20 protein-coding genes and 1 tRNA gene are annotated in these 24,106 nt (G+C 43.9%); 5 read left to right on the top strand and 16 right to left on the bottom strand.

Annotation, left to right across the window (positions count from 1 at the left end; genetic code table 11):
* Positions 1 to 13 precede the first annotated feature (13 nt).
* Together HHL16_RS01550 and HHL16_RS01545 are read right to left on the bottom strand one after the other, a co-directional pair.
* On the bottom strand, positions 14 to 724 hold the full coding sequence (locus HHL16_RS01550; protein ID WP_169423380.1) for a LytTR family DNA-binding domain-containing protein: 711 nt from the start codon (positions 722 to 724) through the stop codon (positions 14 to 16).
* Entirely contained in the window at positions 721 to 1,743 is a 1,023-nt protein-coding gene (locus HHL16_RS01545) for a sensor histidine kinase (RefSeq protein ID WP_169423379.1), read from the bottom strand. Before HHL16_RS01545 ends, HHL16_RS01550 begins: the two co-directional genes overlap by 4 nt.
* Positions 1,744 to 1,909: 166 nt before the next feature.
* Here HHL16_RS01545 and HHL16_RS01540 point away from each other — a divergent pair, with 166 nt between their 5' ends.
* Both HHL16_RS01540 and HHL16_RS01535 read left to right on the top strand, forming a co-directional pair.
* Positions 1,910 to 2,779 (top strand): DUF5694 domain-containing protein, encoded by an 870-nt coding sequence (locus HHL16_RS01540; protein WP_169423378.1) that lies wholly within the window; start codon positions 1,910 to 1,912, stop codon positions 2,777 to 2,779.
* 74 nt (positions 2,780 to 2,853) lie between these two features.
* Positions 2,854 to 4,560: an amidohydrolase family protein gene (locus HHL16_RS01535; RefSeq protein WP_169423377.1), complete on the top strand. Its 1,707-nt coding sequence runs from the start codon at positions 2,854 to 2,856 to the stop codon at positions 4,558 to 4,560.
* Between the two features lie 18 nt (positions 4,561 to 4,578).
* Here HHL16_RS01535 and HHL16_RS01530 read toward each other — a convergent pair whose 3' ends face one another.
* The 3 genes from HHL16_RS01530 to HHL16_RS01520 all read right to left on the bottom strand — a co-directional run bounded on the left by HHL16_RS01530 (position 4,579) and on the right by HHL16_RS01520 (position 6,147).
* Complete coding sequence (locus HHL16_RS01530) at positions 4,579 to 4,959, bottom strand: nuclear transport factor 2 family protein (RefSeq protein ID WP_169423376.1); 381 nt, start codon at positions 4,957 to 4,959, stop codon at positions 4,579 to 4,581.
* Positions 4,960 to 4,984: 25 nt separating this feature from the next.
* A complete protein-coding gene (locus HHL16_RS01525; protein WP_169423375.1) occupies positions 4,985 to 5,395 on the bottom strand; it encodes an SRPBCC domain-containing protein in 411 nt (136 codons plus the stop codon).
* Between the two features lie 197 nt (positions 5,396 to 5,592).
* The gene (locus HHL16_RS01520; protein WP_169423374.1) at positions 5,593 to 6,147 is read right to left on the bottom strand and encodes a hypothetical protein; all 555 of its coding nucleotides are present in this window, start codon (positions 6,145 to 6,147) and stop codon (positions 5,593 to 5,595) included.
* Between the two features lie 374 nt (positions 6,148 to 6,521).
* Here HHL16_RS01520 and HHL16_RS01515 point away from each other — a divergent pair, with 374 nt between their 5' ends.
* Together HHL16_RS01515 and HHL16_RS01510 are read left to right on the top strand one after the other, a co-directional pair.
* Positions 6,522 to 7,664 (top strand): glycoside hydrolase family 18 protein, encoded by a 1,143-nt coding sequence (locus HHL16_RS01515; protein WP_169423373.1) that lies wholly within the window; start codon positions 6,522 to 6,524, stop codon positions 7,662 to 7,664.
* A gap of 30 nt (positions 7,665 to 7,694) precedes the next feature.
* A complete protein-coding gene (locus tag HHL16_RS01510) occupies positions 7,695 to 10,154 on the top strand; it encodes a glycoside hydrolase family 9 protein (RefSeq protein ID WP_169423372.1) in 2,460 nt (819 codons plus the stop codon).
* Positions 10,155 to 10,257: 103 nt separating this feature from the next.
* Here HHL16_RS01510 and HHL16_RS01505 read toward each other — a convergent pair whose 3' ends face one another.
* From HHL16_RS01505 to HHL16_RS01485, 5 genes are all read right to left on the bottom strand, one after another.
* Positions 10,258 to 11,622: an autotransporter outer membrane beta-barrel domain-containing protein gene (locus HHL16_RS01505; protein ID WP_169423371.1), complete on the bottom strand. Its 1,365-nt coding sequence runs from the start codon at positions 11,620 to 11,622 to the stop codon at positions 10,258 to 10,260.
* 154 nt (positions 11,623 to 11,776) lie between these two features.
* A complete protein-coding gene (locus tag HHL16_RS01500; protein WP_169423370.1) occupies positions 11,777 to 13,960 on the bottom strand; it encodes a hypothetical protein in 2,184 nt (727 codons plus the stop codon).
* A 90-nt stretch (positions 13,961 to 14,050) separates the two neighbouring features.
* The gene (locus tag HHL16_RS01495; protein WP_169423369.1) at positions 14,051 to 15,256 is read right to left on the bottom strand and encodes a hypothetical protein; all 1,206 of its coding nucleotides are present in this window, start codon (positions 15,254 to 15,256) and stop codon (positions 14,051 to 14,053) included.
* Positions 15,256 to 16,500 (bottom strand): hypothetical protein, encoded by a 1,245-nt coding sequence (locus HHL16_RS01490; RefSeq protein ID WP_169423368.1) that lies wholly within the window; start codon positions 16,498 to 16,500, stop codon positions 15,256 to 15,258. Before HHL16_RS01490 ends, HHL16_RS01495 begins: the two co-directional genes overlap by 1 nt.
* Before the next feature lie 27 nt (positions 16,501 to 16,527).
* Positions 16,528 to 17,853, bottom strand: coding sequence for an IPT/TIG domain-containing protein (locus HHL16_RS01485; RefSeq protein WP_169423367.1), 1,326 nt, complete (start codon positions 17,851 to 17,853; stop codon positions 16,528 to 16,530).
* Positions 17,854 to 18,089: 236 nt separating this feature from the next.
* Here HHL16_RS01485 and HHL16_RS01480 point away from each other — a divergent pair, with 236 nt between their 5' ends.
* On the top strand, positions 18,090 to 20,036 hold the full coding sequence (locus HHL16_RS01480) for an ATP-binding protein (protein WP_169423366.1): 1,947 nt from the start codon (positions 18,090 to 18,092) through the stop codon (positions 20,034 to 20,036).
* A 78-nt stretch (positions 20,037 to 20,114) separates the two neighbouring features.
* Here the strand turns inward: HHL16_RS01480 and HHL16_RS01475 are convergent.
* The 6 genes from HHL16_RS01475 to HHL16_RS01450 all read right to left on the bottom strand — a co-directional run bounded on the left by HHL16_RS01475 (position 20,115) and on the right by HHL16_RS01450 (position 24,105).
* A tRNA-Arg gene (locus tag HHL16_RS01475) sits at positions 20,115 to 20,189 on the bottom strand.
* Between the two features lie 5 nt (positions 20,190 to 20,194).
* The gene (locus HHL16_RS01470) at positions 20,195 to 20,773 is read right to left on the bottom strand and encodes a MarC family protein (protein WP_169423365.1); all 579 of its coding nucleotides are present in this window, start codon (positions 20,771 to 20,773) and stop codon (positions 20,195 to 20,197) included.
* Between the two features lie 71 nt (positions 20,774 to 20,844).
* Complete coding sequence (locus HHL16_RS01465; protein WP_169423364.1) at positions 20,845 to 21,447, bottom strand: histidine phosphatase family protein; 603 nt, start codon at positions 21,445 to 21,447, stop codon at positions 20,845 to 20,847.
* A complete protein-coding gene (locus HHL16_RS01460) occupies positions 21,444 to 22,256 on the bottom strand; it encodes an adenosylcobinamide-GDP ribazoletransferase (RefSeq protein ID WP_169423363.1) in 813 nt (270 codons plus the stop codon). Before HHL16_RS01460 ends, HHL16_RS01465 begins: the two co-directional genes overlap by 4 nt.
* A 2-nt stretch (positions 22,257 to 22,258) precedes the next feature.
* Complete coding sequence (gene cobT / locus HHL16_RS01455; protein ID WP_169423362.1) at positions 22,259 to 23,326, bottom strand: nicotinate-nucleotide--dimethylbenzimidazole phosphoribosyltransferase; 1,068 nt, start codon at positions 23,324 to 23,326, stop codon at positions 22,259 to 22,261.
* 5 nt (positions 23,327 to 23,331) lie between these two features.
* Entirely contained in the window at positions 23,332 to 24,105 is a 774-nt protein-coding gene (locus tag HHL16_RS01450; protein WP_240965719.1) for an adenine nucleotide alpha hydrolase, read from the bottom strand.
* Between the last annotated feature and the right edge of the window lies 1 nt (position 24,106).

The raw sequence follows: 24,106 nt of genomic DNA, 5'->3' as shown, positions 1-24,106 counted from the left end.
GAAATGCCGTTTTTTATCCTCTCAGTAAAGTGATTTTAGAAAGGCTTTGCTGGTATTTTTCTCCCACCGAAAGAGTGGTGGAACCCAGGCTGATATTGTTTCCTTCGATATAACTTACCTTATCTGAATTGATGATGTAGGAGCGGTGTATTCTGATGAATTTTTCAGGTAGCTGCTCTTCGAAGCTGCGAAGACTTTGCAGTGTAAGTATCTTCTCATTGGCAAGATGGATACCGATGTAATCCCGCATTGCTTCGAGATAGAACACATCGTTGTGCAGAATTTTCATCAGGCGGGATCCGGTTTTCACAAAAAAGTGCGTTGGTTCGGAATCACTGGTCCGCGGATGGCCGGATAATCTTTTTTTGCATTTGTTGATGGCCACAAGAAACCGTTCAAAGCCGAATGGTTTCAGCAGATAGTCGGCAACATCGTACTCGTATCCATCCAATGCATACTGCGGAAAAGCAGTAGTGATAATGATCTCACATTTTCCATTCAGCAGACGCGCTACCTGAAAGCCGGTAAGTTCGGGCATCTGAACATCGAGGAATAGAATTTGCACAGGCTGTTTCTCTATTGCCTGCAGAAGCTGGAGCTGATCGCGGAACGCATAGGCGAGTTGAAGTCCCGGTGTTTTGTTGATGTAATCCTGCAGCAGCTCAATGGGTAATGGTTCATCATCGAGAATGGCGCAATTGATCGGATTGTCTGTTTGCATCATAGTTCGATTTTCAAAGTGATGGTGAACTGATGTTCTGTGTCGGTTATCGTGCAGCTGTATCGGGAAGCATACAAAAGATCGAGCCTTCGTTTGATGTTCTGCAGTCCGATTCCTCCATCCGCCGGTTTATTGTATTTGCTCTTCTTGTTCGATACTTCGTATGTGAGCGTATTGGCTTCGGTAAATGCAGTAATGATCAGAGGTGTTTCGGCGTCTGAAAGATCGCCGTGCTTGAAGGCATTCTCTGCAAAACCAATCATTAGTTGCGGACTTACAGACAGTGTGCCATCTATGTTTTCCAGATCAATCTGAATAGCTGCATCTGGTGTAACACGCAGCCGCTGCAATTGAATGAAATCTTTGAGATGCAGCACTTCAGTTTCGAGATCAACCATTTCCCGTTTTTCGTACAATGCATATCTCAGTAACGATGATAGTTTTTCCACGGCCGATAATGCATTTTCATTTTTCTGATAGATCAATGTATAAATGCAATGAAGATTGTTGAAAAGGAAATGCGGATTGATCTGCGATTTCAAAAAAGAAAGCTCTGATTCTTTAACAGCCATGATGAGGTCGGCCTGTTTCTTATCTGTGTATCGTGCATACTGAATAAAGAAATAGGCGAAACCGAAACCAGAAAAGAGCACCGCGTAATATACATTGTCGAGCATGTAATATTTGAGCGTGTACTCTCCGATATAGTTGCTGTAGCCCCAAAGTGCGGGCCCTGCCACCTCCTGCAATCCATAACGAAAGAGAATGATCAGCGGCATGCAAGCCAGTGTGAGTGTCAATGCGAGTACGGTGCGTCGGGGCAGCAATCTGCCAAACCAATAACAGACCGATAATGGATAAAGAAAAAACGAAGCGAAGGAAGTGAGCCAAAGCACCGTTTTCTTCAAAGAGAAATCGTAGGATCTGAAAAGCGAAGTTTCATTGAAATAATCAATGGTGGCTTGCCATATCAGGTCGAAAGCCAGAAAGTAAAGAAGTAGTTGCCAGAAGCGGATCTTCATAATCAAATGTACTGAACTGCCTGCATCCTGCATTTTTACTGTTATGGCCGATCTGCAAAACGCCCATTTCGATCTGCAAATCCCGATTTCAGGGTTTCTGTCGGTAGTTACTGCCTGTATGGAGATTGGTTCAATGATGTGGTGTTTATCTGAATATTTTTAGTGTATGAAAAAACTCTTCTGCAACATTTTTTCTTGCCTGCTGCTGATTGTTTCGGCTAATGCAATTGCTCAGAAACCGATTGATCCGGATGCTTTTCTGGTTGGCAAACAAAAACTGCCCTCCGTATTTATGGTTGGGTCGTTTCATTTTGAATACTACAATCTCGATGCGCATGTAACCGATAAAGATCTGCAGGTTGATATCAAATCTCCAAAGAAGCAGGCGGAGCTAAAACAGTTGATCGATTACATCGCCGCATTCAAGCCAACAAAGATTGCTATTGAAAATGGCAGCAATACCGGCTATCTGATGAAGAGATATCGCAACTACAAAAACGGAAGCTACGAACTGAAGAAAGATGAGCGTGAGCAAATCGGTTTCCGCTTACTTGAAAGATTCAATCTCGATACCCTCTACGGAGTAGATGATCAGGAGCTGGTAAGTTCATTGTCTGAATTGAAAGATTCAGCTGTTTTACATCCAATCATCGACAGCATTTTCAAAGACTGGGATTTCCAAAGCAACGATACACTCAGCAATCGTTACAAAGCCTGGTATAGCTACGACGACCGGTTGGCAAAAGAGCTTCCTCTCCTCAGCTATTTCAAATACCTGAATTCTGATAAAGCATTGACGCGCGGATACGGCGCCTATCTTGTTGGCGACTTCAAACTGGGAAACACCAGAGGTGCCGATGCGCTTGCATTGCACTGGTATAGCAGAAATCTCCGCATATTCCGTCATATCCAACAGATCACCACTTCGCCGGATGACAGGATACTGGTGCTGTTCGGCGCCGGCCATATTCAGTTATTGAAACAGCTATTCGAAAGTTCTCCGGAGTATAAATTGATAAAATTCAACGACCTGTAATTATGCAGGTTTTATCGCCCAATTTGATCATTTATGCAAAAGCAGATAGCATGGTCTTTGCTAGATTAGCATCAATGAAACATCTGATCATTTCAGCTATGCTGCTCACTTTGATGAACAGCCTGATGGCTCAGCAGGAGACCTGGATCACTAATGCCAATCTGCTCGATCCGGTAAAAAAAACTGTGCAGTCGGGTATGACTGTAGTAATCAAAGGCAACACCATTACCGCTATCCATAAAAAGAAAGCACCGCCTGAGGCAACCGTAATCGACGCAACGGGCAAGTACCTGATGCCCGGACTTACTGATGCGCATGTGCATTTTTTTCAGAGTGGAGGATTGTATACGCGCCCGGATATCATCGATCTCCGGCATGTATATCCCTATGAGAAAGAAATAAAATGGGTGCACGATCAGTTTGAAGATCAACTGCGCAGATACCTAAGAAATGGGATCACCACTGTAATTGATGTAGGAACGAGCAACAGGTTTCTGGCGAGAAGAGAAAGCGTCAATAATCAGTCTTATGCTCCTCAGGTGTATATGTCGGGGCCGATCATTTCGGTAATGAAGCAATCATTTTACGATACTCTCAAAGATGATGCGCCTTTCGTGTGGGCCGCTGATTCAATCACTGCAAGAAAGTTGGTGAGAGATCAGGTAGCAATGAAAGCAGATCTCATCAAATTGTATTATGCCATCGATGGAGAACCTGCAGAAAAATTTCTGCCAGTGATCAGAGCTGCCATCGATGAAGCACATAAAAATAAATTGCGCGTAGCTGTTCATGCTACTGAAAGGCTGGCAGTACAGCTCGCCGTTGAAGCAGGAATCGATTACCTGGTGCACAGTGTGCAGGAAGAAGATCTGGATGATGCAACTATTGCGCTGATCAAAAAGAATAAAGTATTGGTTTGTCCTACATTGAATGTGGAGAACGGATATCTGCATACATTCGATCGCTCACGCATGTTCACCACGCATGAGCTGATACATGCGAGCCCGTTTGCGTTGAGCAGCTTGTACGATCTGAAGCAGTTTCCGGATACGGCGATTGCAAACAAATACAAAATGCTGGCAGCAAACCATGTGGCCAAGTCGGACAGGATCAACAGAGTGAGTGCGCAAAATCTCAAAAAGCTGGTAGATGCAGGCGTAACCATTGTGAGCGGATCAGATGCGGGCAATATCGGAACGCTTCATGCAACCAGTTTGTACAATGAGTTGCAGCAGATGCAGCTCGCGGGAATGAACAACTGGCAATTGATTCAATCGGCAACAATCAATGCTGCAGGAATTTTGCAGCTGCCGGGTTTTAGCGGTAACATAGCCGTAGGGCAACCTGCCAGAATGATATTGCTGGATGCCGACCCGGTAGCGGATCTGAGCAACCTGCAAAAGATCTATCGTGTTATTCAGAACGGACAGGTGGTTAACCCCGATACCTTAATTCATGAAACGCCTGAAGTGCTGGTGCAGCGACAGCTCAACGCATACAACACCAGAAACATGGAAGCATTTCTCGATACCTATGCCGATGATGTGGAGATGCGCAAACAATCAGGTACACTGATATGCAAGGGAAAAGAAGCATTTAAGAAGAAATACTTCTTTTTCGACCTTGCCAAATTGCTCCATTGCCGGATTGTAAAGAGGATCGTAGATAAGAATTTCGTTGTGGATGAAGAGCACGTAATCGACGATCGTGGTTCATTTGGTGGCACTGCCATTTACGAAGTGAAAAACGGAAAAATAAGCAAGGTTTCTTTCCTTGAATAATTTCCGTGGAGATGCTATCTAATAAAAGAATTTCTCTGAAATGATCTGACCGTTCTTTACCTCGTACAACATAATTTCATTGAGTTGAATTCTGCCGTGTGGTCTAACGGTGAGATCCTTTTCTCTCACTACTGCAAAGTGATTGCCGGTTACAAGCGGTTCCGAAGTGTATACTCTGTGAACCGCTTCGATGCGGCTGACAAATTCTTCCCCTTTTTTGCGAACGGCTTCTTTTCCTTTGGCATAACCGAGGAAAGGAGATCCAACAGGGTCGATGCTCTCAACGTCGTCTGAAAAGAATTCCTGCTGAATGTCGAACCATTTTTCCTGTTGAGCCAGCTCATGAAAACGAGCGGCAACCTCCTGGGTGGTCAGCGGTTTTTTAGCTATTTCAGTCATTGTTTTTAGTTTTAGATGTGAATGATTATTGTGGTTCCCCTTCTCCTGTTTCGCAGAGTAGTTTCAGGCTGCGCAGAAACATGGCCCAGTCGAAGGAGCATACTGCAAAAAGATCGGTTTGTGTTTCCCATCCGGTATGACCGAAACGAAGAACGGTGTTCCCGTCTTTATCTTCCAGATCGAATGTGACTTTTGTACCAATCCATTCTTCAGTGGCTGCAAGACACTCCCATACTACTTTCTGAGTGGGTGCCAGTTGCATTATTTTCATTTCAATTACAAACTTTCCGAAACTGAAACGGTTCACGAATCCGGTTTCAGTCTTTGCTACGGTGTTTCTGCACCACCAGTGAGAAAGCCCTTCCTGTGTGGTTATCGCATGATATACTTCTGCCGGCGCAGCTTTGATTGTTAACTTATGGCGGATATCTGCCATGGCGAAGGATTTTAGTTTTTAGAAAGATTCATCAGCAAATTTATTGCGCTAAATCAGCCCTGAAGGGGTGAGATATGGACTTTGTGACTGGCTGAATTAGACATGAGGAAAGTCAATTTTTTGAAGGGGCTATGCGTTTCGGAAAACCGAATAAAAAGCTCCGTCCAGAACCGGAGTTACTGCTATCTATATTTTTTCTATCCGAACCATTGTACATTCTTTCGGATATAGCTGTCGGAGAAGGCGCTCCTGGCTGTAAGCTCAATACCTTTTCCCCGCCAGCTTTGCAGGATCTTTATGAGTATATCGTAGTGCTCAAAAGTATCCAGATAAAATATCAAACTATGACTAGTTCCTCTGTAAACAAATGAAATGCTGTTACGGTCTCCGTATTCTGTGTTGTACAGATGTTTTTTAGGGTTTCCAGAAGCGGAATGTTTAAATGTGTTGAAGGCGTGAATGTACACTTTCAGTTTTTCCACTTCCTGAATAGGCATTTGCACCGTTCCCCAAATCAATTCGTCGGGTGTAAATGTCAGTAGCCGCTCATCGGCCGAACGAATCGAGAACAACGATTTGGGCCGCAGAGCTGCATACACTGCCAGAGAAAAGAGTAACACAACACCGAGAACACTGACCCATAAATTAAGTCTTGAAGAAAAGATAAAGAGCAGCGCCGTAGCTGTTACCAACAGCAGAATCAGCCAGGGCGCAGAACGCTTGTATTTGTAAACTGTGGTGGTGAGCTTCATGGTTGTTGAGTAGGATTAAAGATACTTCGCATCATGCAAAATAACGAACACTAGTTTGGCCTTATCGGCGAATGCTGATCAATCTGAATATTACTGATCGCTGAACTGTTTTCAAAATCATATGTTACAAAACCCTGGAATTCATACACTGTTTATTATAACATTGCCGTCGTTTTAGTTTATTTTTAGAAACTGTGTGAATGCGCTGGAACAGCGATCAGATATGGTGTTCGTTCGCAATGTATAAATGATTAGCCAATAGGAAAATAGTTAAGGCGCCTGATTTTCTTCTCAGAGGATCTGCGATCTTGCTATGCTTGCCGTTCGTAAGTTTTCAATCTTGCCCCCACAAAGACAGAAAACAAATTCGAAATATGAAATATAAACCGATCAGGTATCTCGTTCCGGCAATCGCCGTAATGATGTTAGCCGGTATTAATCCCGCTACAGCTCAAAAAAATTCAAAACCCGTTATTATCGGATATGTTGGTGGGTACAACGGACAGGTTGTACAAACCGATCAGATAGACGCCAGCCGTTTGTCGCATATCAATTATGCTTTTGTTGATATCAAAGACAACAGAGCATGGCTGCACAACGAAAAAACGGATACGGTCAATTTCAGAAATCTGGTTGCATTGAAGAAAACGAATCCCGATCTGAAAATCCTCATCTCCGTTGGTGGCTGGACCTGGAGCAAAAACTTCTCAGACGCCGTACTCACAGACAGTTCCACACAGAACTTCGCGCAAAGCGCTGTGGATATCGTAGCTGCGTACAGTCTGGATGGAGTAGACATCGACTGGGAATATCCGGGAATGATCGGCGACAAAAACAAATACCGTCCCGAAGACAGACAAGGTTATACCAATCTCTTCAAAGCACTTCGTGAAAAACTCGATGTGCTTGGCAAACAAACAGGCAAGAAATATCAGGTAACCACTGCCATCGGCGGGTCGAGGGAATTTCTGCAGCACACTCAAATGGAGGTTGCACAAAATTATCTCGACTATATCAATCTGATGAGTTACGACTTCGATGGAACATACGATAATATGTCGTCCCATCACTCCAATCTTATGACACCCGCAAACAGGCCGTACATCTACTCCGCTGATCTTTGCATTCAGAATCTGAAGAGTGTGGGTGTAGATTTGAAAAAAGTGGTGATAGGCATTCCTTTCTATGGCAAAGGCAGAGTGGTGGCATCGGCAGACAACAACGGTTTATATCAGATGCCTGTAAAACCTGCATACGGCGGAGGTTTCACGTTTATGAAAGACAGTCTGATAAATCAAAAAGGGTATGTGAGATATTGGGATGATCAATCCAAAGCTCCCTTCCTCTTCAATGCCGAAAAGAAAGCTTTTATCGCTTATGATGATGAAGAATCAGTGAAGGAGAAATGCAATTACATCAAAAAACACAAATTGGCCGGCGCCATGTTCTGGGAATATTTCAGCGACCGGAAATTGTACTTACTATCTGTGCTCAACAAAGAGCTTGGGTACAAATAGATGTTTTCAAAAATCCTAAACTACCTGTATATGAATTCAAAAGCAGTAAAGGAACTTTTTGCACTGGTATTATTGGTTGTTTGTCCGGGTTTGCTGGTTGCTCAGTTCGATGAACAACTGAAACGGGATATCCAGAATACGGGATATGTACACAGCCCGTTGCCGCTGGATTACAGTAAATCGCTGGAAACAGCGGGACTTAGAAAAAAAGTGCTGGCATCCGAAACATTGTGTGATATGGAAACACTCGATAAGTGGTCGCACAAAGGCTTCGGAAATATGCAGCTCACCAACGAGCGAAGCAAATCCGGTAAGAACAGTTTGCGTTTGGTAGGTCAAACAACCAATCCTACTTTTCTGAACTGGGGAATAGGACTTGGTACCTCCATGGCTACTTATGAAGTGGGTGGAGCCAATTGGGAAAAGTATAATCGCATTCATTTGTACATCTATCCGCATTGCGAAGGTGCACGCAGCATTTACCTCAATCTGATAGTGGAGAATGATGGAAAAATAAAAGTGCCGGATAAATATGAGCGGGAAGGAATCCATGAGATCAACCTGATCAACGGGCAATGGAATGAAATTTATGTGGAGATGCCCGAGCTGCCTCGCGATAAAGTTTCTAAGTTGTCGTTCGCCATCGAGATCTTCGGTAAAGAGCGCACCATGGGCGATTCACTGAAATTCGATATCGATGATGTATCACTGCAAACCATCGAAAACCCTGAAGTAGTTACGGGATGGATGCCCGCGAATAACCGCATTGTACATTCCACCACCGGTTATGGTGTTGAAAGTGAAAAGACTGCTGTTGTGAATGTGAAAAATCACAAAGGGAAATTTCAGCTGGTAAGCGCTGCCGGAAAAGCTGTAGTGTATGAAGGAAAAATAAACACACAGAAAACTGCTATCGGGAATTTTGAATCGATCGATTTCAGCAGTTACAAAAAAGAAGGAGAGTATTTTATTCGTATTGGAGACGTTGTATCCAGTCCTTTTCACATCAATAAAGATATCTGGAGCAACTCCGCCTGGCGAATGCTGAATTTTATTTTCTGTGAGCGGTGTGGTTATCCGATTCCGGGTAAGCACGGTGCCTGTCACCACGATCTGAATGCGAACTTTGAAGGAAAGATTTTCCCTTTCAACGGAGGATGGCACGATGCTGCTGATATGTCGCAGCAGGTATTGCAGTCAGGAGAAATTATTTTCGGATTGCTCGAAATGGCTAACAACGCAAAAGCGAAAGGCAATAAGCAATTATTCCTCAGATTGCAGGAAGAAGCAGGATGGGGAATCGACTGCATTCTGAAAGCCAGACTGGGTAATGGTTACCGGGCACAAACATGGGGCACCAATTTATGGACGGATGGTTTTATCGGCACCAAAGACGATTCATCCAGGCGCAGACAAGTGCACGTACACAACAGAGCATTTGAAAATTTTGTGTTCGCTGGTGTTGAAGCATATGCAGCAATGAGTATCGACAATGATCCGATGCTGAAAGAATTTCTGCGTAAAGTAGCCATCGAAGATTTTGCCTTTGCAAAGAAGAGATTCGACAGCCTTGGATTTAATGATCTGAGCAGTATCGGTGGTGGAGGTGATCACGCGGCAATGGCATCCAACAGTCAGTATTCTGCGAATATCTCTTTTGCTGCAAGCCAGTTGTATAAATTAACACGTGATAAATATTATGCGGATGTGGCTGCGAAAGCCATTGAATATACACTGCAATGTCAGCGTACAGAACCGCTGAACGATAAGAACAAAACGCGCGGATTCTTTTATCGTGATCTGAATAAACAATCCATTGTGCATTACACGCATCAGTCGAGAGATCAGGCGTATATGCAGGCGCTGACCGCACTATGCGAAACACAGCCGAATAACGCTGATTACAAAAAATGGGAAGGTGCTGTGAGATTGTATGGTGACTATCTAAAGAACATCATGCAGTATGTTCAGCCTTACGGCCTCGTGCCGAGTGGCGTGTACAATGTGAATGAAGTAAAAGACTCCGTGAATTTTTATAAAGTGCAGGTAGGCATTTACAAAGGGGCTTCTGCGGATTACAAAGAGCAACTCGAAAATGGCTTTAAGCTCGATGATGAACATTATCTCCGCGTATTCCCTGTGTGGTTTTCGTTCAGAGGTAATGCAGCGGTACAATTGTCTACAGGAAAAGCTGCAGCGTTAGCGGGGCGTCTCTTGAAAGATAAGAAACTGATGGACATCGCTGAGCAGCAACTATTCTGGATTGTAGGTAAAAATCCTTTTGGTCAGTCAATCATCTGGGGAGAAGGAAGCAACTATCCGCAGTTGTATACTGCATTGCCGGGTGAAACGGTTGGAGGAATTCCTGTAGGCATGCAATCGAGATTCAATGGGGATGTGCCTTACTGGCCGCAATGGAATACTGCTACGTATAAGGAGTTGTGGATTGGTCCCGCGGCAAGATGGTTCTCGCTGATCTCCGAGTTCTGATAATTTGAAAACATAATAACATGAATAAGAAAGTCGAACCTGCAGGGTTCGACTTCTTGTTTTTGCTCTGATGCTATTTGTATCCCGAACGTTCTTGAAAAAGTTATACGTTAGTTTTGATTACATCTTTCAAGCCAGGCCTTGGAGTTGGCTCGTAGGTTTCTTTCTTTTTCTTCTTTCTGGCCTTTGGATCATTGCTGTTTGTTGAGGGAGAATGCAATATCAATTGATAACTGCCGGGTTCAAGTTGAGGCAATAACACTTCTCCGTTTGCATTACTGATGATGTTGAAGGCATTCCCTCCCGGATTTTTCCCTCCTTTCACAATGATACCACCAATTGGATTGCCGGGTTTAGCCATTGCTGATGCGTCACTGCGTTTAACTCCTTTTTCACTGATGCTTTTGCCGGCAGGTTGTTCAGGGGCGCTCAATTGGAAAAGGTAATCACCCGATTCCTGTGCTTCAAAAATTACTTGTCCATTTTCGTCGCTGATGAGGTTGAGCATATTTCCTCCGGGATTCTTTCCTCCTTTCACAACAATTCCGCCAATAGGGCTGCCAGGTCTGGCAAGTTCGTTTGCTTCACTGCGTTTGACGCCTTTTGAGCTGATGCTTTTTTCGGTGCTGGTAGGAATTGCCCTGCCTGCCGCATAAGATGCAGAGGCTGCTCCGGACGGGCGTTTCGTTCTTCTCGATTTTCCTAATGAGAAGGTGAGGCCAATATTGAACTCCATCAACTGGTATCTGGAAGTATTCTCTGTTGTGGTATAGGTGCCTTTTGCCAATTGGCTCATCTCGTAGGTGTTGTTTTCTTTGAAACCGCCCTCCGGTAACAAAACAGCAGTAGTGTGTTTCATTTCCGGACCTGCAACGAACGCCGCACCAGCAAAAGCAGCAATGCTTTCAGTGAAGCTGTAACCGGCTCTCAGCTGAGGTTTTATGATCAGTCCGTTAAATTGTTGCTGCTCTTTTTTCACCAGATCTTTTTGATGTTGCTCACCATTGATCGAAACACTACCTGTTTGGGTAAACCCTTCCTGTTGAAAGTTCAGGTATCCTGCATTGAGTGAGGGAGAAAGATGAAACCGGCCAAAGCCAAACTGCGCCTGAATTCCGGCGAGACCAGAAAAACTGTTGGAGTAGGCGCTTCCTGATTTTGAATCTACAGAAAGTGCAGTGCTGTATAAGTTGTATTTTGATGATACATCGTTATTATTGGGATGGATGTTTTTGTTGCGGGCATAATTTCCTGTGAGGGTAATGCCGAGTGAGAAGTTGCTGCTTTTATTAAGCAAAGGAAAGTAAACATCCGCTTGCAGGTGCTGTCCATTTCCAATGAGGTTATCTTTTCCTTTGGAAGAAGAGTGGGCAATTCCGGAGCTTAATGAAAGCTGCACGTTATTGGTTTGTGCAAGCCCTGCCTGTGTGGCGATGAGCAGGGTGCATATGGATAACTGTATTTTCATATACTCGGTTTTATGGGCAAATGATGTGATACAGTTATATATCAGCGAAGCGATGAAATTGTTACCCCTCCAGGCTGTTATTTATGTTTCAGATGATTCGGGGAATACAGAAACCTGTTGATTGTCAGTGTAAAGGACACATAAGCAGCATCGTTTAGTTTTTCAGAAAACTGCTGCCAAAACTTGTAAAACCTGGGCCCGCGGAATTGAAACCGCCATTTACAGAGATAGTTACAGAGCCCAGGTCAGCAGAAGCCCTCCCAAGAGCTCCATCATTTATTTCTGCACCGGCGGAACCTGTTACAATCAAATCTACCGGATTCATATTGCCATCAAATTTTATGGTGGTTTCAACAGAGGCGCCGATTTTTCCACCTATGTTCTTTGTGATTTCAAATTCTTTGTCTTTTCCAGCTTTGGCAGAGAGGCTGTGTCCGGTAGTTTCCCAGGTTACTGGATCGTAGTTTTGACTATAGGTAAATTCTCCGGCTTTTGCATCAACATACATTTTCAATCCTTCGCAGTTAAATTTTCCACCCACTACTTTGGCATCAAATCCAAAATCCACTTCGCAATGTTCTCTTTCCCATACTTGTATCTGACCTTTGCTGTTGATGCCTTTTTTAAGATAATCACCGCATGGCTTCCCGAATGTTCCATCTTTATAAAAAGGAAAGAAAGAGCGAAAACCATTTAAGTTGTTGAGGTAACCGGTATATGCTGCAAAATTGACTGATGTAGGATCCTGCAGGGATTGCATTACGATTGTGTTCCAGAAAAGGTACTCCTGCAATCGCTGATTCATCAAATCTTCCATTGCACGGATATATTTGTTGTTGATTTCTGCTGACTTTTTCAACCATTTAGTTTGCCTTTCAGTCCTTAACTGACAAAGCTCCCTTTCTATTTCCATCAACCTGCTGTTCTCGGCAGCCCTACCTTCGCCTCCCTCAATTTTGCCTTGTTCTTTTGTTAAGGCATTTATCTTGTTGTCAAAATCTGTTTTCAATGCCTCTTTCAACTCGTTTTCACTTTTCAATCTGTTCTCTGATTCTTTTTTCATCCGGCTTATGTAAGAAACACTGAATCGCGGATTGTCAATGGCATTGAGCATCAGAGCAGCCTGGGCAATAAAAGGGCTGGATAATCCGGATTTCATATCCTGCACCATTTTGGCGGCACCTGGTTTACCAACATTGGCTGTTATTTGTTGCATCTTCGCCATTCGTTTATTCATATTATCCATCAGTGACTTCTCATATTGTTTGTTTAATTCTTTACTTGTTTTCCCGGCAGCCTGAATGGTAGCATCCAGGTTCAAAAAGAAATTATTGATATCGGAATAAGCGGCTACTGCTGCTTCATAACTGTCAGGAATTTCAGGAATAATAAAGCGTTTTGTAATGCTATGGTCTTTGTAGTATTTCTTAAAAGTGTTTCGTATTGCAAAATAGATAGAGGATATATCTGCATCGGGTGTTAATTTCTGCAGGAGGTTTATGTTTTGGCTTGTGGCGCCGCCATGTGCAATAGCTTTTGCGAGATAAGACGCACAAAGGGTGCTATTGCCCTGTTTTTGTGCGATAAGCGCTAATGACCGGTATGCCTCTGAGTTGGCGGTATCTTTTTCGGTTGCAGCAATTAACAGAGGTTTTGCTTTTTCTACATTGCCCAGGCTAAGCCAGGCCTGCCCTGTATTATTTGCCAATGTTCCACTATTGGGCAGCAGTTTTTGCGCATACAATAAAAGAGGCAACGACTTGTGTGCGTACCCTGAAATAGTGAGCAGGCTTGCAAGATTGTTGAGCGACACCATATCGTCTGCATTGGAAATACAGGTATTCAATAACAGATAAAGCGCTTTGTCTAATTCATTGTTTGCCCAAAATATCATTGCATACTTGCCTGTTTTTTCAGCATGGTTCATCAGGCCTTTTACAGATGATTTATTCTCCGGTTTTATCAGTTTATCGGCTTCTGCAAACATTGAAGACAGGTAGGTTGTAAGCTGAGATTTGTTTTGGGGTGTAACTGCAACTTTTAATGCTGAAATATTATCGGGGATGATGTTGGGATCTTCGCCTCGCAACATTCTTCCATTATTGGTGCCAAGCCCCTGCTGAGCATTCTGCATGGCTTTGTTAGCGCCCATTTTTTCCATCATATCTTCCAAAGCTTTTCTGGCTTCGGGGCTCATGGAAGCTTTTTGGGCTTCCAGTTGTTTTTGCGCTTCAGTAAACTTTTTTCTATCAGCTTCCATTTGCTCTTTGGAGGGCTTTTGAGAAAAAGCAGTTATGGCTATTAAGCTGAAGAGAACAAGGGAAGATATTTTTTTCATCTCATAAGAATTTGTGAGGTAAAAGTAGCTGAACACAGGAGCCGTGTCAATCGTTAAAAAAGATGATTCTTAGTAGCAGGAATCTGCCGGTTATTGTTTTGAAATGATATTGCCTGAGGATCTGGCTGGCTTGTGTACAGGCGTGTAAACCATTGTTTTTCCTGCATCGGGCCGTGACAGCCATTGGGCAACATAGTCGTAATTGAAATTATTGAGCATGCTATACACCATATGCGAAACACTTGTGCTCAGCTTTGTATCATACTTTGAAAGATTGCCTTCCTGATAAATATCTGAAGGTGTTATATTAAAATAGGCCCATAGCGCTTTATCTGTTTTTGTCTGATCAATGGTCGTCCGGGTAGTTGTTACAAGTGTATTGTATTCGGGAAATGATTTGTTAAGTGGTTTCCCATTTATGATTGCTTCGGGGTTGAGCAGATAATGGTTGTTGCCATCATTAATTGCAGTATGATAGTTGTAGTTCGCATTTAATTTTACAACCTCATTGTAGAATGGTTTCAATCTTTCTAAAGCTTTCCTTACAGGTTCTTCCGAGTATGGGTTGTTTTTCATGATGCCCGGATAGGCTGCCATTTGCTGTTGAATATAGGCTACTGCGTCTTTTACCAGTACCGGCTTAAAAGGCCATTCTCCGTTTTTAGGAACCACCACACCAATTTTGAAAACCTGCTGGCCATTGTTATGAAAATGATCGAAGTAGGTTCGATAGTTATAGAGAGTCGATTGAATTTTTTTATCGATGCCTTCTTTGATGAGCTGCTGTTCATCATCTCCGGTACTGAACTGTGCCTGTTCTGCAAAAAAGAATAATCCGTCGGGATTAAAACCTTCGATGTATCTGCCGGGAAAATCGTTAAACCCGGCCACTAGTCTTTGTCCTTGTTCGCAACATCTCAGATCAATTTTCCCATTGACAAAATGAGCGGAGTACCCCAGGAAATCAACGCCATAACCATGCAATGGACCATTGTTATACAACGACCATCGATCATCATTTTTTGCGATAGTACGCATTACCAGCCCACGGGGAAGATATGATTGCTGAATCCAGTTGATCAGCATATCGGATGCCTTCTGTTGCCATACAGAGTAAGTGGCACCGTTGGGTTGCTGGCTTTTAACAGGCTTATACACGGCATTGGCTTTGGGTTGATTGGAAACATACTGCCAGCCTATCACGGAATCCCGGTTCAGTTCCTGATCGCTTTGCGCCTGACAAGGCATAAAGTGGAAGAAGCAAAGCAGTATGAAAAGTAATTTCAAAGCTTTCATTAGTTGTTTATTTTATTGAGGTTGCTGTTATGCCCTGCATCTTTTCGGTAGTAGATAAGGCGGCCAATGAAATAGGCGTCGGTAACGGTAGCGGGGTCTTTATCCAGAAAGCCGGAAAAGCCCAGCTGTTTAATACGACCATCAGCGTAACGCAAAAAAATACTGAACGATTCAATGGTGTACTTCCCTTTACCTGGAGCATCATCCGCAAATGCGTAGGGGTTTTTGAGATCAGACACACTTATTCCTCTGTCATCAAAGCTGCCATCTTTATAAAACCATATCAGGTATTGCGGTTTATTTTTTGAAGAAGGTACAAGGCTGGAATATTGTGTGTATGCACCTTCGATGCGTAAGCCATCTACCGATTTGCATTTATAATAGTTGGGTTTACTGTCGAACTTGCTTTGCATAGTGGACGCAGTTTTTTTGTCGAAGTAGTAGCTGGTGTTTTGAGATATTACATCTAACCTATTATTATTCCATTTTGCACTACCCCAACTCTTGTTCTTGGTATAAAATCCGGCATATCCTTCCGTAGGCATGTAAGGATTGAACTTCTCATCAGGATAAATGGCTATCCACTCATATTTTGTTTCCGATCGCCGTTTCATCATGTCGTATTCGAATCTGCTTTTCATCCATACTTCGGGTTTCGGGCTTTTGTCGTTTAATAGACTGGTATTAATTGGTGGGTGTGTTTTATTTGCAGCGATGTCCGTTGATTTCACTGAAGGCATGCTTGGCTTTGTGTTAACCGCTTCCCTGATGAGATCTGCCGAGGCGATAAAATTTTCTATATCGGCTTTATACTTGTCAGAATTGGAAAGGATGCAAATGCTCTGCATGTTATTTTCACCACTAAAAGTGAAGAGAATGGCGAGAGTGGTTATTCCGTTGTCTGCATATTTTGCGGAGCCCATTAAAAACTGCCATCCCTTTAGCGTTGCCAACGGTTGCAGGTTTGCGGCACCTGTAAATTTAAAAGGCTTTTGCACCAGGTTATCCCAGGCGTAATCAAAATCTTTCTGCACTTCCCCTTTTCCGGCCATCAGATCATAAATAAAGAAGTTGCAATAAGCGCCGGTGCTCTTATCTTCTTTGAAATAAGTAAGCACTTTGTTGTTCTTTATTAATTCGTATCCTTTGGGTGAAGCATAGCGGACAATGCCGAAATCGTTTGTTTGGGCAAATGATGCGGATATCGATAAAAGAAACAAGGAAGCAAAAGCAAGTCTGTTCATTGTAATTGTTTTATTCCCGTATATCATTTACCGAACTGATATAGCGCTACCTGTAGAATTAAATGTGGCATTTCCTACGTTGACAGGTACGCCGTTTTTCCAGTATTTAGCTACGAGGTGTGTTCCATTGTTTTCCCATCCCGATACGTATACATCATTGCCAAATACCGTGATGCCTGTAGCCGCAGAAGACACGTTGGATAATTTTACTACTACTCCGTTTTTCCAGTATTTGGCAAACTGACTTCCACCTCCGTAATAGTCTTCCTGCTCATAGCCCGCTACATATACATCGTTACCTGCTGCAAATACAGCGGTCGCCACGCCTACAGAAGCTGTACCGGCGGTGAGTGTTGCTGCATTTCCGTTTTCCCAGATTGTGGCCATTGGCAATCCTGAGGTTGGATTATTTTGGGAGCCGGCTACGTATACATCATTTCCTGAAACAAATACTGCATTGGCAAAACAGTGTTTGTCGTTATTAGGTATTGTATTGGCGGGTATATTCCCGTTTCTGCATTCCCAGGGAGAAAATCTTCCCTGAGAGTTCCGATAGCTGCCAACTGTTATAACACTGCCCGAATTAATTTGAATGCCTGTGCAGGATCCGTTTCCGGTAACGGTCTGTGAAATAATCGGATCCATAACGGATACTGTTGTGCCGGTGCCGTTTTTCCAGTAACGGGGAAGATCGAATCCATTTACAATTTCCGCGCCGCCTGCATATACATCATTGCCGTTAACAGCAATGCAATTTGCGATAGATTCTCCAGTGCCCAGTGTAACCTTGTTTCCATTTTTCCAGTAATTGGCTAAGGAAAGATTGTTGATTCTTTCCACGCCTGCAACGTAGATGTCGTTGCCACTTATGCAAATGGAAGACAAAGCAGATTCTTCTGAGCTGATGGTAACAGCAGTGCCATTTTTCCAAAGGGTACCGGTATTATGGGCCGCGTTGTATTGTCCTCCGGCGACAAACACGTCGGGCGCATAATTGATATTTCCACCACTGGCAGTTTTACTTCCGGCAATTACTTTCACTTCTCCCGTAGTGTTTCCTACAGCGGGTACAACTACTTTTAGTTGCGTTGAAGCAGCCGATACAACAGTAGCCGTTACGCCGTTAATAGTAACGGTATTATTGGCCGGTGTTGTAGAAAAATTACTGCCATTGATTACAATTGTATCTCCATAATGCAATGAGGTTGAAGAAAGGCTGCTGACCTTAAGTGTAGTGTCCGTCGGTATTTCAGGGCTTACCGGACCATTTTCTTTTTTGCAGGATCCAATGGCAAAGGCTGCCGACAAAAAAAGCATGATGCTGGTTCTTACAGTATTGATTGTCTTTTTCATCTTAGATAAATTATGATCTTAGGTTGTCTGTGTGATGATATTGCAGAAATGCAATTGTGCTATTTCGGGTTAGAAAGGAGCTTGGATGCTATACAAAATTAGAAATGCAGGCAAGGGCAGTCAATCATTAAAAAGGATGATTTTTTCAATGCAGCCAGAAAATCATTAAAAAAGAGGAGCGGCTACCGGTATATTACCGTCTTTCTTTGCAGAAGTAAAAAAGTGTATTTTAGGGTATGAAGAAATTTTTGCTGATAATATTTGCCACACTCTTTAGTTTGTTGTGTACAGCGCAGGATGCAACAATAAAGGACAGTCTGCTGAAGTTGATGCAAAAAGCAAAGGAGGATACAGGGAAAGTGCTGTTGTTAATGCAAATTGGAAATGAGTATGAAGTGCAAATGCAGGACATTCAAACTGCTTCCCAATATTACCTTCAGGCAAAAAGCCTTAGCGAAAAGCTGCACTACACATTGGGGCTGATAAAGTTTTACTCAAACTATACCGGGATACTGAATCAGAAAGAGGAATTTGACAGTGCTTTGCTGCTGAATAAACAGGCATTAAAACTGTCGTTCACTACCAATGACCTGAAACTAGTTGGGAAATGTTATGGAAACGTTGGCAACAGTTTTAATTATATGGGCGATTATGATAGTGCAGTTTATTATTATCAGGAAGCCGAAAAGAAATTTGAAGCCATACCAGATAATTACCTGCTTGCCCGTGTAAGTGAAATGATACAACTTATTTATCAAAGAACAGGCCGTAATGATTATGCATTGCTATATGGTAAGGCTGCGTTGAAGGAGTTGAGGAAATCAGGGGACAGCACAGATATTGGACGTGCTTTATTGAATGTGGCCAACAGTTATCAAAGCAATCGTTTTGAAGATTCTGCATTGGCCTGTTATCAGGAAGCTTTACAAATTGCCAGCCGCATTCAGTTCAGTAATCTTGAGATTTCTTCATTGTTAGGTGCAGCCAATATTTATTTTCACCGTTATGATGCAGACAGGCAAAAGCCTTATGCAGAAAGGGCATTGGCGTTAAGCAAAGAAACAGATAATGCCGAAGGAGAAGTAATAGCGGAGAGGGCTTTGGCATTACACTATCTGTTAAAGAATAATTTACCATTGGCTAAAAGTTACATTTTAACTTCTTTGAAATTGGCAGATAGTCTTGGTTTGGTTAAAGAGCATTGGGAAAGTTTACGTGTGTTGTCCTCAATTTTATATGCACAAAAAGATATTGTCGGAGCTGAAAAACTGCTTGACAGCATGCAGGTAATTGAAGACAAACTGCGAGGGGAAGAGGTGCAACAAAAAATACTGACCCTTGAAAAGAGATATGAGACTCAAAAAAAAGAGTCCCGGATACAACTCCAGCAATCCCAGCTGGCGCAAAAAACAACGCTCAATTATTTGCTGACCGCTGGTTTTGCATCTTTACTCATCATTCTGCTTTTAGCCTATAGAAACTATACGCATCGGAAAAAACTGCAGCAACAGCGTATCGACGAATTGGAAACGGAAAATAAATTATCTGCCACTGAAGCGGTACTGAAAGGTGAAGAGCAGGAACGAACCAGACTTGCAAAGGATTTGCACGATGGGCTGGGCGGGATGTTAAGCGGAATAAAATTTTCATTAAGCAATATGAAAGAAAATTTATTCATGACACCAGACAATGCACAAGCATTCGAACGCAGCATAGACATGCTGGACAGCTCTATCAGGGAGATGCGAAGAGTGGCCCACAACATGATGCCCGAAATGCTGGTGAAATATGGATTGGATATAGCTTTGAAGGAGTTTTGCAATGAAATCGACCGAAGTGGTGCAATAAATGTCAGTTATCAGTCCGCAGGCATGGATGCAGTAAATATTGATCAAACCTCCAGTGTTACAATCTATCGCATTGTGCAGGAGTTGCTAAACAATGTTATCAAACATGCACAGGCAAAAAATGTATTAGTGCAATTGCATCATTCCAAACAGGAAAACCTACTGGCGATCACTGTGGAAGATGATGGCGTAGGGTTTGATGTTAATAGTCTAAAGGCTGCTACTGGCATGGGTTGGCGCAGCATTCAAAACAGGGTGGAGTTTCTGAATGGGAAATCCGACATTCAATCTTCTTCCAATAATGGCACTTCTGTAATGATAGAGATCGGTATTTAATGAAGGGGAAGGTTGAAGATCTTCGTCAATTGCTGTAAAAAGAAAAAGATGCCGGTTGTGCAGGCATCTTCAAAAAATTGGTGGTCTCGCCAGGAATCGAACCTGGATCTGGAGCTTCGGAAACTCTCATACTATCCATTGTACTACGAGACCAATGTTTACTTTATCAGTCCGCCGACATTCGTTGCGAATATCTTTACGGCGATGGCCAGCAAAATTACGCCAAAAAACTTTCTGACTGCTAACAATCCGGCCTGTCCTAAAAGCTTCGCAATATAGTTCAATGATCTTAAAACAAGGTAAACTATCACAAGATTCACCAGAATACCGGCCAGAATGGTCCATTTATCGTAGTTGGCATTGAGTGAAATGATAGTGGTGAGTGTGCCGGAACCCGCTATCAGCGGGAATGCTATCGGAACCAATGCGCCGGATTTGGAATCGCCTTCCGCCTTGAAAAACTCTATTCCAAGCACCATTTCCAGGCCAAGGATGAAGATCACTATCGAGCCACCCACCGCAAAAGATCCTACATCGAGGCCCAGTACTCCCAGAAACTTCTCTCCTCCGAACAGGAAAATGATCATCAAACCTCCGGAAATAAGTGTTGCACGGGCTTCATGAATGCCGCCCATCTTTTGCTTCAGGGAAATCAGCAGTGGAATGGATCCGAAAATATCTATCACTGCAAACAACGTGAAAGTAGTGGTGATGAGTTGATCCAGCGAAAAGTTCATAGCAGTCCGTTTACTACAAGTTACATGATTCGGCGGATAATCAGTGCAGGTGGAAAATAATCAGAAACCGGCTATTTCGGGCTGGGCTTGTGTTGCTCTTTGGGTGTGGGGATATTGGAAAGTACCGAGTGGCGGAAGCCATTTTCATGCCTGTCTATCTTGATCACGCAGCCATAATGAAGTGAAAATGCATTGAACGAATCGAGCAGGGAAGTACCGGTAATATGAGAGAGTATGCTTCTGAGCACACCGCCGTGCGCAATGATCGCTGTAGGTTGTTCTGTTGCTGCGATGCGAAGAAAACTGGTTACCACCCGATCATAGAGATCGATGTAGTTTTCGCCTCCGGGTATGCGCACATTCACGTAATCTTTCATCCAGGGATCGATTGCTTCGGCAGGAATATCATCCCATTTCTGTAATTCCCATTCGCCGCAATTGATCTCTTTGAGCGCATGTTCGAAACTGATATCGGCATTCGGGAAGAGATGTTCTGCAAGTTTGCGGCATCGTTGAAGCGGACTGCTGTAGATATGCTGTAAGTTAGCAGGGATAACGGTTTCGATGATGGCAGCTTCTTCGTGGAAGCTGTCTTTTACATCGATATCCGCCTGCCCGTAGCAGGTTCCTTTTTCTATCAGTGGGGCTGTATGTCTGATCAGGTAGATGCTCATAACCAATAACGCCAGATGATGATCACACTAAGATAGAACAGAATTTCTGCAATCTGCTGAATGGCGCCGAGGCAGTCGCCTGTGTATCCGCCGATCCATTTTTTGAAATACTCTCCGGCTTGCCGGGTGGCGATAATGGGAAGTATAACAGCAACAAGCAATCGTGGATCGAGCAATGCAAAAGGAGCCAGTGCAAAGATGGTGGCGGTAATCAGCAGCCCGATGGAGGGTTTGTTGCTGGTGATGGGTTTCGATTTGCTCGCATCGATATCGGTAACGTAATCGTAGAAGCGAATGGTGTACACGCCCATGAGCCTGCTTACGCCGTGGGCAGCAAGCAGTATCAGTAAGAACTGTCCGTAGTTGGAAAAAATATTGATGGAAGGCTCACTCAGGCTCGGAGTGAATTTGGGCATTTCTTTCAGCAGCAGAAATTTTACGGCGAGGATGCTAATCAGTCCGATTACGCCGAAAGTGCCGAGTCTGCTGTCTTTCATGATGGTGAGGATCTTCTCTTTGGTCCAGCCGCCGCCGAAGGCGTCGCAGCAATCTGCAAATCCATCTTCATGAAATGCACCGGTAGTGAGCACTCCGGCGATGATGCTTGCGATGATGGCGATATCTTCTCCGATGTATTTATTGAACACCACGAAGGTGAGCCAGCTGATGCCTGCCACCATCCATCCGATTACGGGAAAGTAGCGGGCAGATTTTTCGAGATACTCCTGCGAATGATCTGTGAATTTTGGCACAGGGAGTCGCGTGAGAAACATCATCGCAGTAAAGAAAATGCGCAGTTCTTTTTTCATGATTAAGCTTTAGTGGAATCCGATGGCTCGGTTGCATTTGAAACACCGGCTGTATCGAAGCTGGCCATCTCTTCGAGAAAAGCAACTGCGGCGCGGATCAATGGAATGGCGAGTGCAGCGCCTGTTCCTTCTCCAAGGCGCATGCCCAGCTGCAGCAATGGTTTGGCATGCAGCGCATCGAGCATGGCTTTGTGCGCCTGCTCATTGCTGGTATGTGCAAAGATGCAGTAATCGCGAACAGATGGTTCTATTTGCTGTGCAAGCAACAATGCTGCAGTGGCGATGAATCCATCTACTACGATGATCATATGGTGTTCAGCAGCGGCGAGGTAAGCGCCCGTCATCATGGCGATTTCGTATCCTCCGATCCTGCTGAGCAATGTAATGGGTTGTGTTGAATATTTGTTCAGCTCATGCAGCTGAAATGCTTTTTGAAGTGTGGCGATCTTTGTTTGCAGTTGCTGATCATTCACGCCTGTGCCACGGCCAACGCAATCCTCTACGGCGATACCTGTGATGGCGCTCATGATGAGTGCAGCAGAGGAGGTATTGCCGATGCCCATCTCTCCAAATCCGATAGTATTGCAACCCTGCAATGCAAGTTGTGCAACGATGGATCTCCCGGCTTCAATTGCAGCGGCAGCGCTGGATTCAGACATGGCAGCTGTTTCGAGATAGTTGGCTGTTCCATGGCCAATGCTTGCGCGTACGAAGTGATCCGATGCAAGCGCATCATCCCAACCCGGAATATTCACTCCTGCATCCACTACCGTGAGGTTGATATTGTTTTGTTTGCAGAATACATTGATGGCGGCGCCTCCACGGAGAAAGTTCAGCACCATTTGAGCAGTCACTTCCTGTGGAAAGGGATTCACCAATCCGGTTTTGGCGATACCATGATCACCCGCAAATACAACGATATGCGGATTGTTTACAGCGGGTTTCAGTGATTGCTGAATCAATCCTGCCTGCAACGCAATTTCTTCGAGCTGGCCGAGTGAACCCGGTGGTTTTGTTTTGTTATCGATTGCCCATTGCAATTGCTGTTTGAGTGCGTGCTGGTTATTCATACTCGTTATTGTTGGCCGGATGCATCATCCAGCAGGTCACAGAAATAGAAGCCATACTGTGATGGCTTATCCATAAGATCGGGGTTTGGGTTGGCAGTGCGTGGTGCTTCATAAGTTCTTCGAACTATACTGCCTTTGGTAAAGGTTACAGGATTTTTAAAAACGGGGCCGTCGAAAACGAAAGAATGGTATTCGCCATTCTCTCCGCATATATCCACACCAGGTGGCAGATCGCGGACGAACGAGCCATCGAGCAGTCGTCCGCAAAAACTTTTGTCGAGATAACGTTCATTTACACAAACAATGATGGCTTTGAATCCGAGCGAAAGAAATTCATCCATCAGTTCGTGTGTGGGAATATTCCACAGCGGAAATACTCCTTTCAATCCGAGCATATCGAGTTTTATTTCGCGATACGCGCGAAGGTCTTCGAGATAGATATCACCAAACACAGAGTGGGTGTAGCCTATGGCTTTGAAAGCATTCAGTTGCTCTGTCATGATGGCCTCGTATTCGGCCATGCCGGGTTGCTCCGGCAGTTCGAGTGTATGCAGCGGAATGCCCAATGCTTTGGCTTGCTTATGCAGCATCGATCTGCGAACGCCGTGCATGCTCACCCGATCGTGCGCTGTATTCACGCTGGTGAGCAGGGCGCTTACATTGTATGCGGGATCTTGCTTTATGCGGTTGAGGCAGAGTGCAGAATCTTTGCCCCCGCTCCAGTTCATGAAGCTTTGCTTTGTTTTATTTTTTACCAGATTGGATACGTTCCTGAACATA

It is taken from the genome of Pseudoflavitalea sp. G-6-1-2, assembly GCF_012927185.1.
Taxonomy (GTDB): Bacteria; Bacteroidota; Bacteroidia; order Chitinophagales; family Chitinophagaceae; genus Pseudobacter.
The sequence above is the reverse complement of the archived record's forward strand: the minus strand, read 5'-3'. Positions and strand labels throughout refer to the sequence as shown.

Coding starts and splice junctions, on each gene's coding strand:
- HHL16_RS01550 (WP_169423380.1), bottom strand. CDS start 724: ATGATGCAAACAGACAATCCGATCAATTGCGCCATTCTCGATGATGAA.
- HHL16_RS01490 (WP_169423368.1), bottom strand. CDS start 16,500: ATGAACAGACTTGCTTTTGCTTCCTTGTTTCTTTTATCGATATCCGCA.
- HHL16_RS01520 (WP_169423374.1), bottom strand. CDS start 6,147: ATGAAGCTCACCACCACAGTTTACAAATACAAGCGTTCTGCGCCCTGG.
- HHL16_RS01530 (WP_169423376.1), bottom strand. CDS start 4,959: ATGACTGAAATAGCTAAAAAACCGCTGACCACCCAGGAGGTTGCCGCT.
- HHL16_RS01545 (WP_169423379.1), bottom strand. CDS start 1,743: ATGAAGATCCGCTTCTGGCAACTACTTCTTTACTTTCTGGCTTTCGAC.
- HHL16_RS01535 (WP_169423377.1), top strand. CDS start 2,854: ATGAAACATCTGATCATTTCAGCTATGCTGCTCACTTTGATGAACAGC.
- HHL16_RS01505 (WP_169423371.1), bottom strand. CDS start 11,622: ATGAAAATACAGTTATCCATATGCACCCTGCTCATCGCCACACAGGCA.
- HHL16_RS01510 (WP_169423372.1), top strand. CDS start 7,695: ATGAATTCAAAAGCAGTAAAGGAACTTTTTGCACTGGTATTATTGGTT.
- HHL16_RS01525 (WP_169423375.1), bottom strand. CDS start 5,395: ATGGCAGATATCCGCCATAAGTTAACAATCAAAGCTGCGCCGGCAGAA.
- HHL16_RS01500 (WP_169423370.1), bottom strand. CDS start 13,960: ATGAAAAAAATATCTTCCCTTGTTCTCTTCAGCTTAATAGCCATAACT.
- HHL16_RS01465 (WP_169423364.1), bottom strand. CDS start 21,447: ATGAGCATCTACCTGATCAGACATACAGCCCCACTGATAGAAAAAGGA.
- HHL16_RS01460 (WP_169423363.1), bottom strand. CDS start 22,256: ATGAAAAAAGAACTGCGCATTTTCTTTACTGCGATGATGTTTCTCACG.
- HHL16_RS01470 (WP_169423365.1), bottom strand. CDS start 20,773: ATGAACTTTTCGCTGGATCAACTCATCACCACTACTTTCACGTTGTTT.
- HHL16_RS01450 (WP_240965719.1), bottom strand. CDS start 24,105: ATGTTCAGGAACGTATCCAATCTGGTAAAAAATAAAACAAAGCAAAGC.
- cobT (WP_169423362.1), bottom strand. CDS start 23,326: ATGAATAACCAGCACGCACTCAAACAGCAATTGCAATGGGCAATCGAT.
- HHL16_RS01495 (WP_169423369.1), bottom strand. CDS start 15,256: ATGAAAGCTTTGAAATTACTTTTCATACTGCTTTGCTTCTTCCACTTT.
- HHL16_RS01515 (WP_169423373.1), top strand. CDS start 6,522: ATGAAATATAAACCGATCAGGTATCTCGTTCCGGCAATCGCCGTAATG.
- HHL16_RS01485 (WP_169423367.1), bottom strand. CDS start 17,853: ATGAAAAAGACAATCAATACTGTAAGAACCAGCATCATGCTTTTTTTG.
- HHL16_RS01540 (WP_169423378.1), top strand. CDS start 1,910: ATGAAAAAACTCTTCTGCAACATTTTTTCTTGCCTGCTGCTGATTGTT.
- HHL16_RS01480 (WP_169423366.1), top strand. CDS start 18,090: ATGAAGAAATTTTTGCTGATAATATTTGCCACACTCTTTAGTTTGTTG.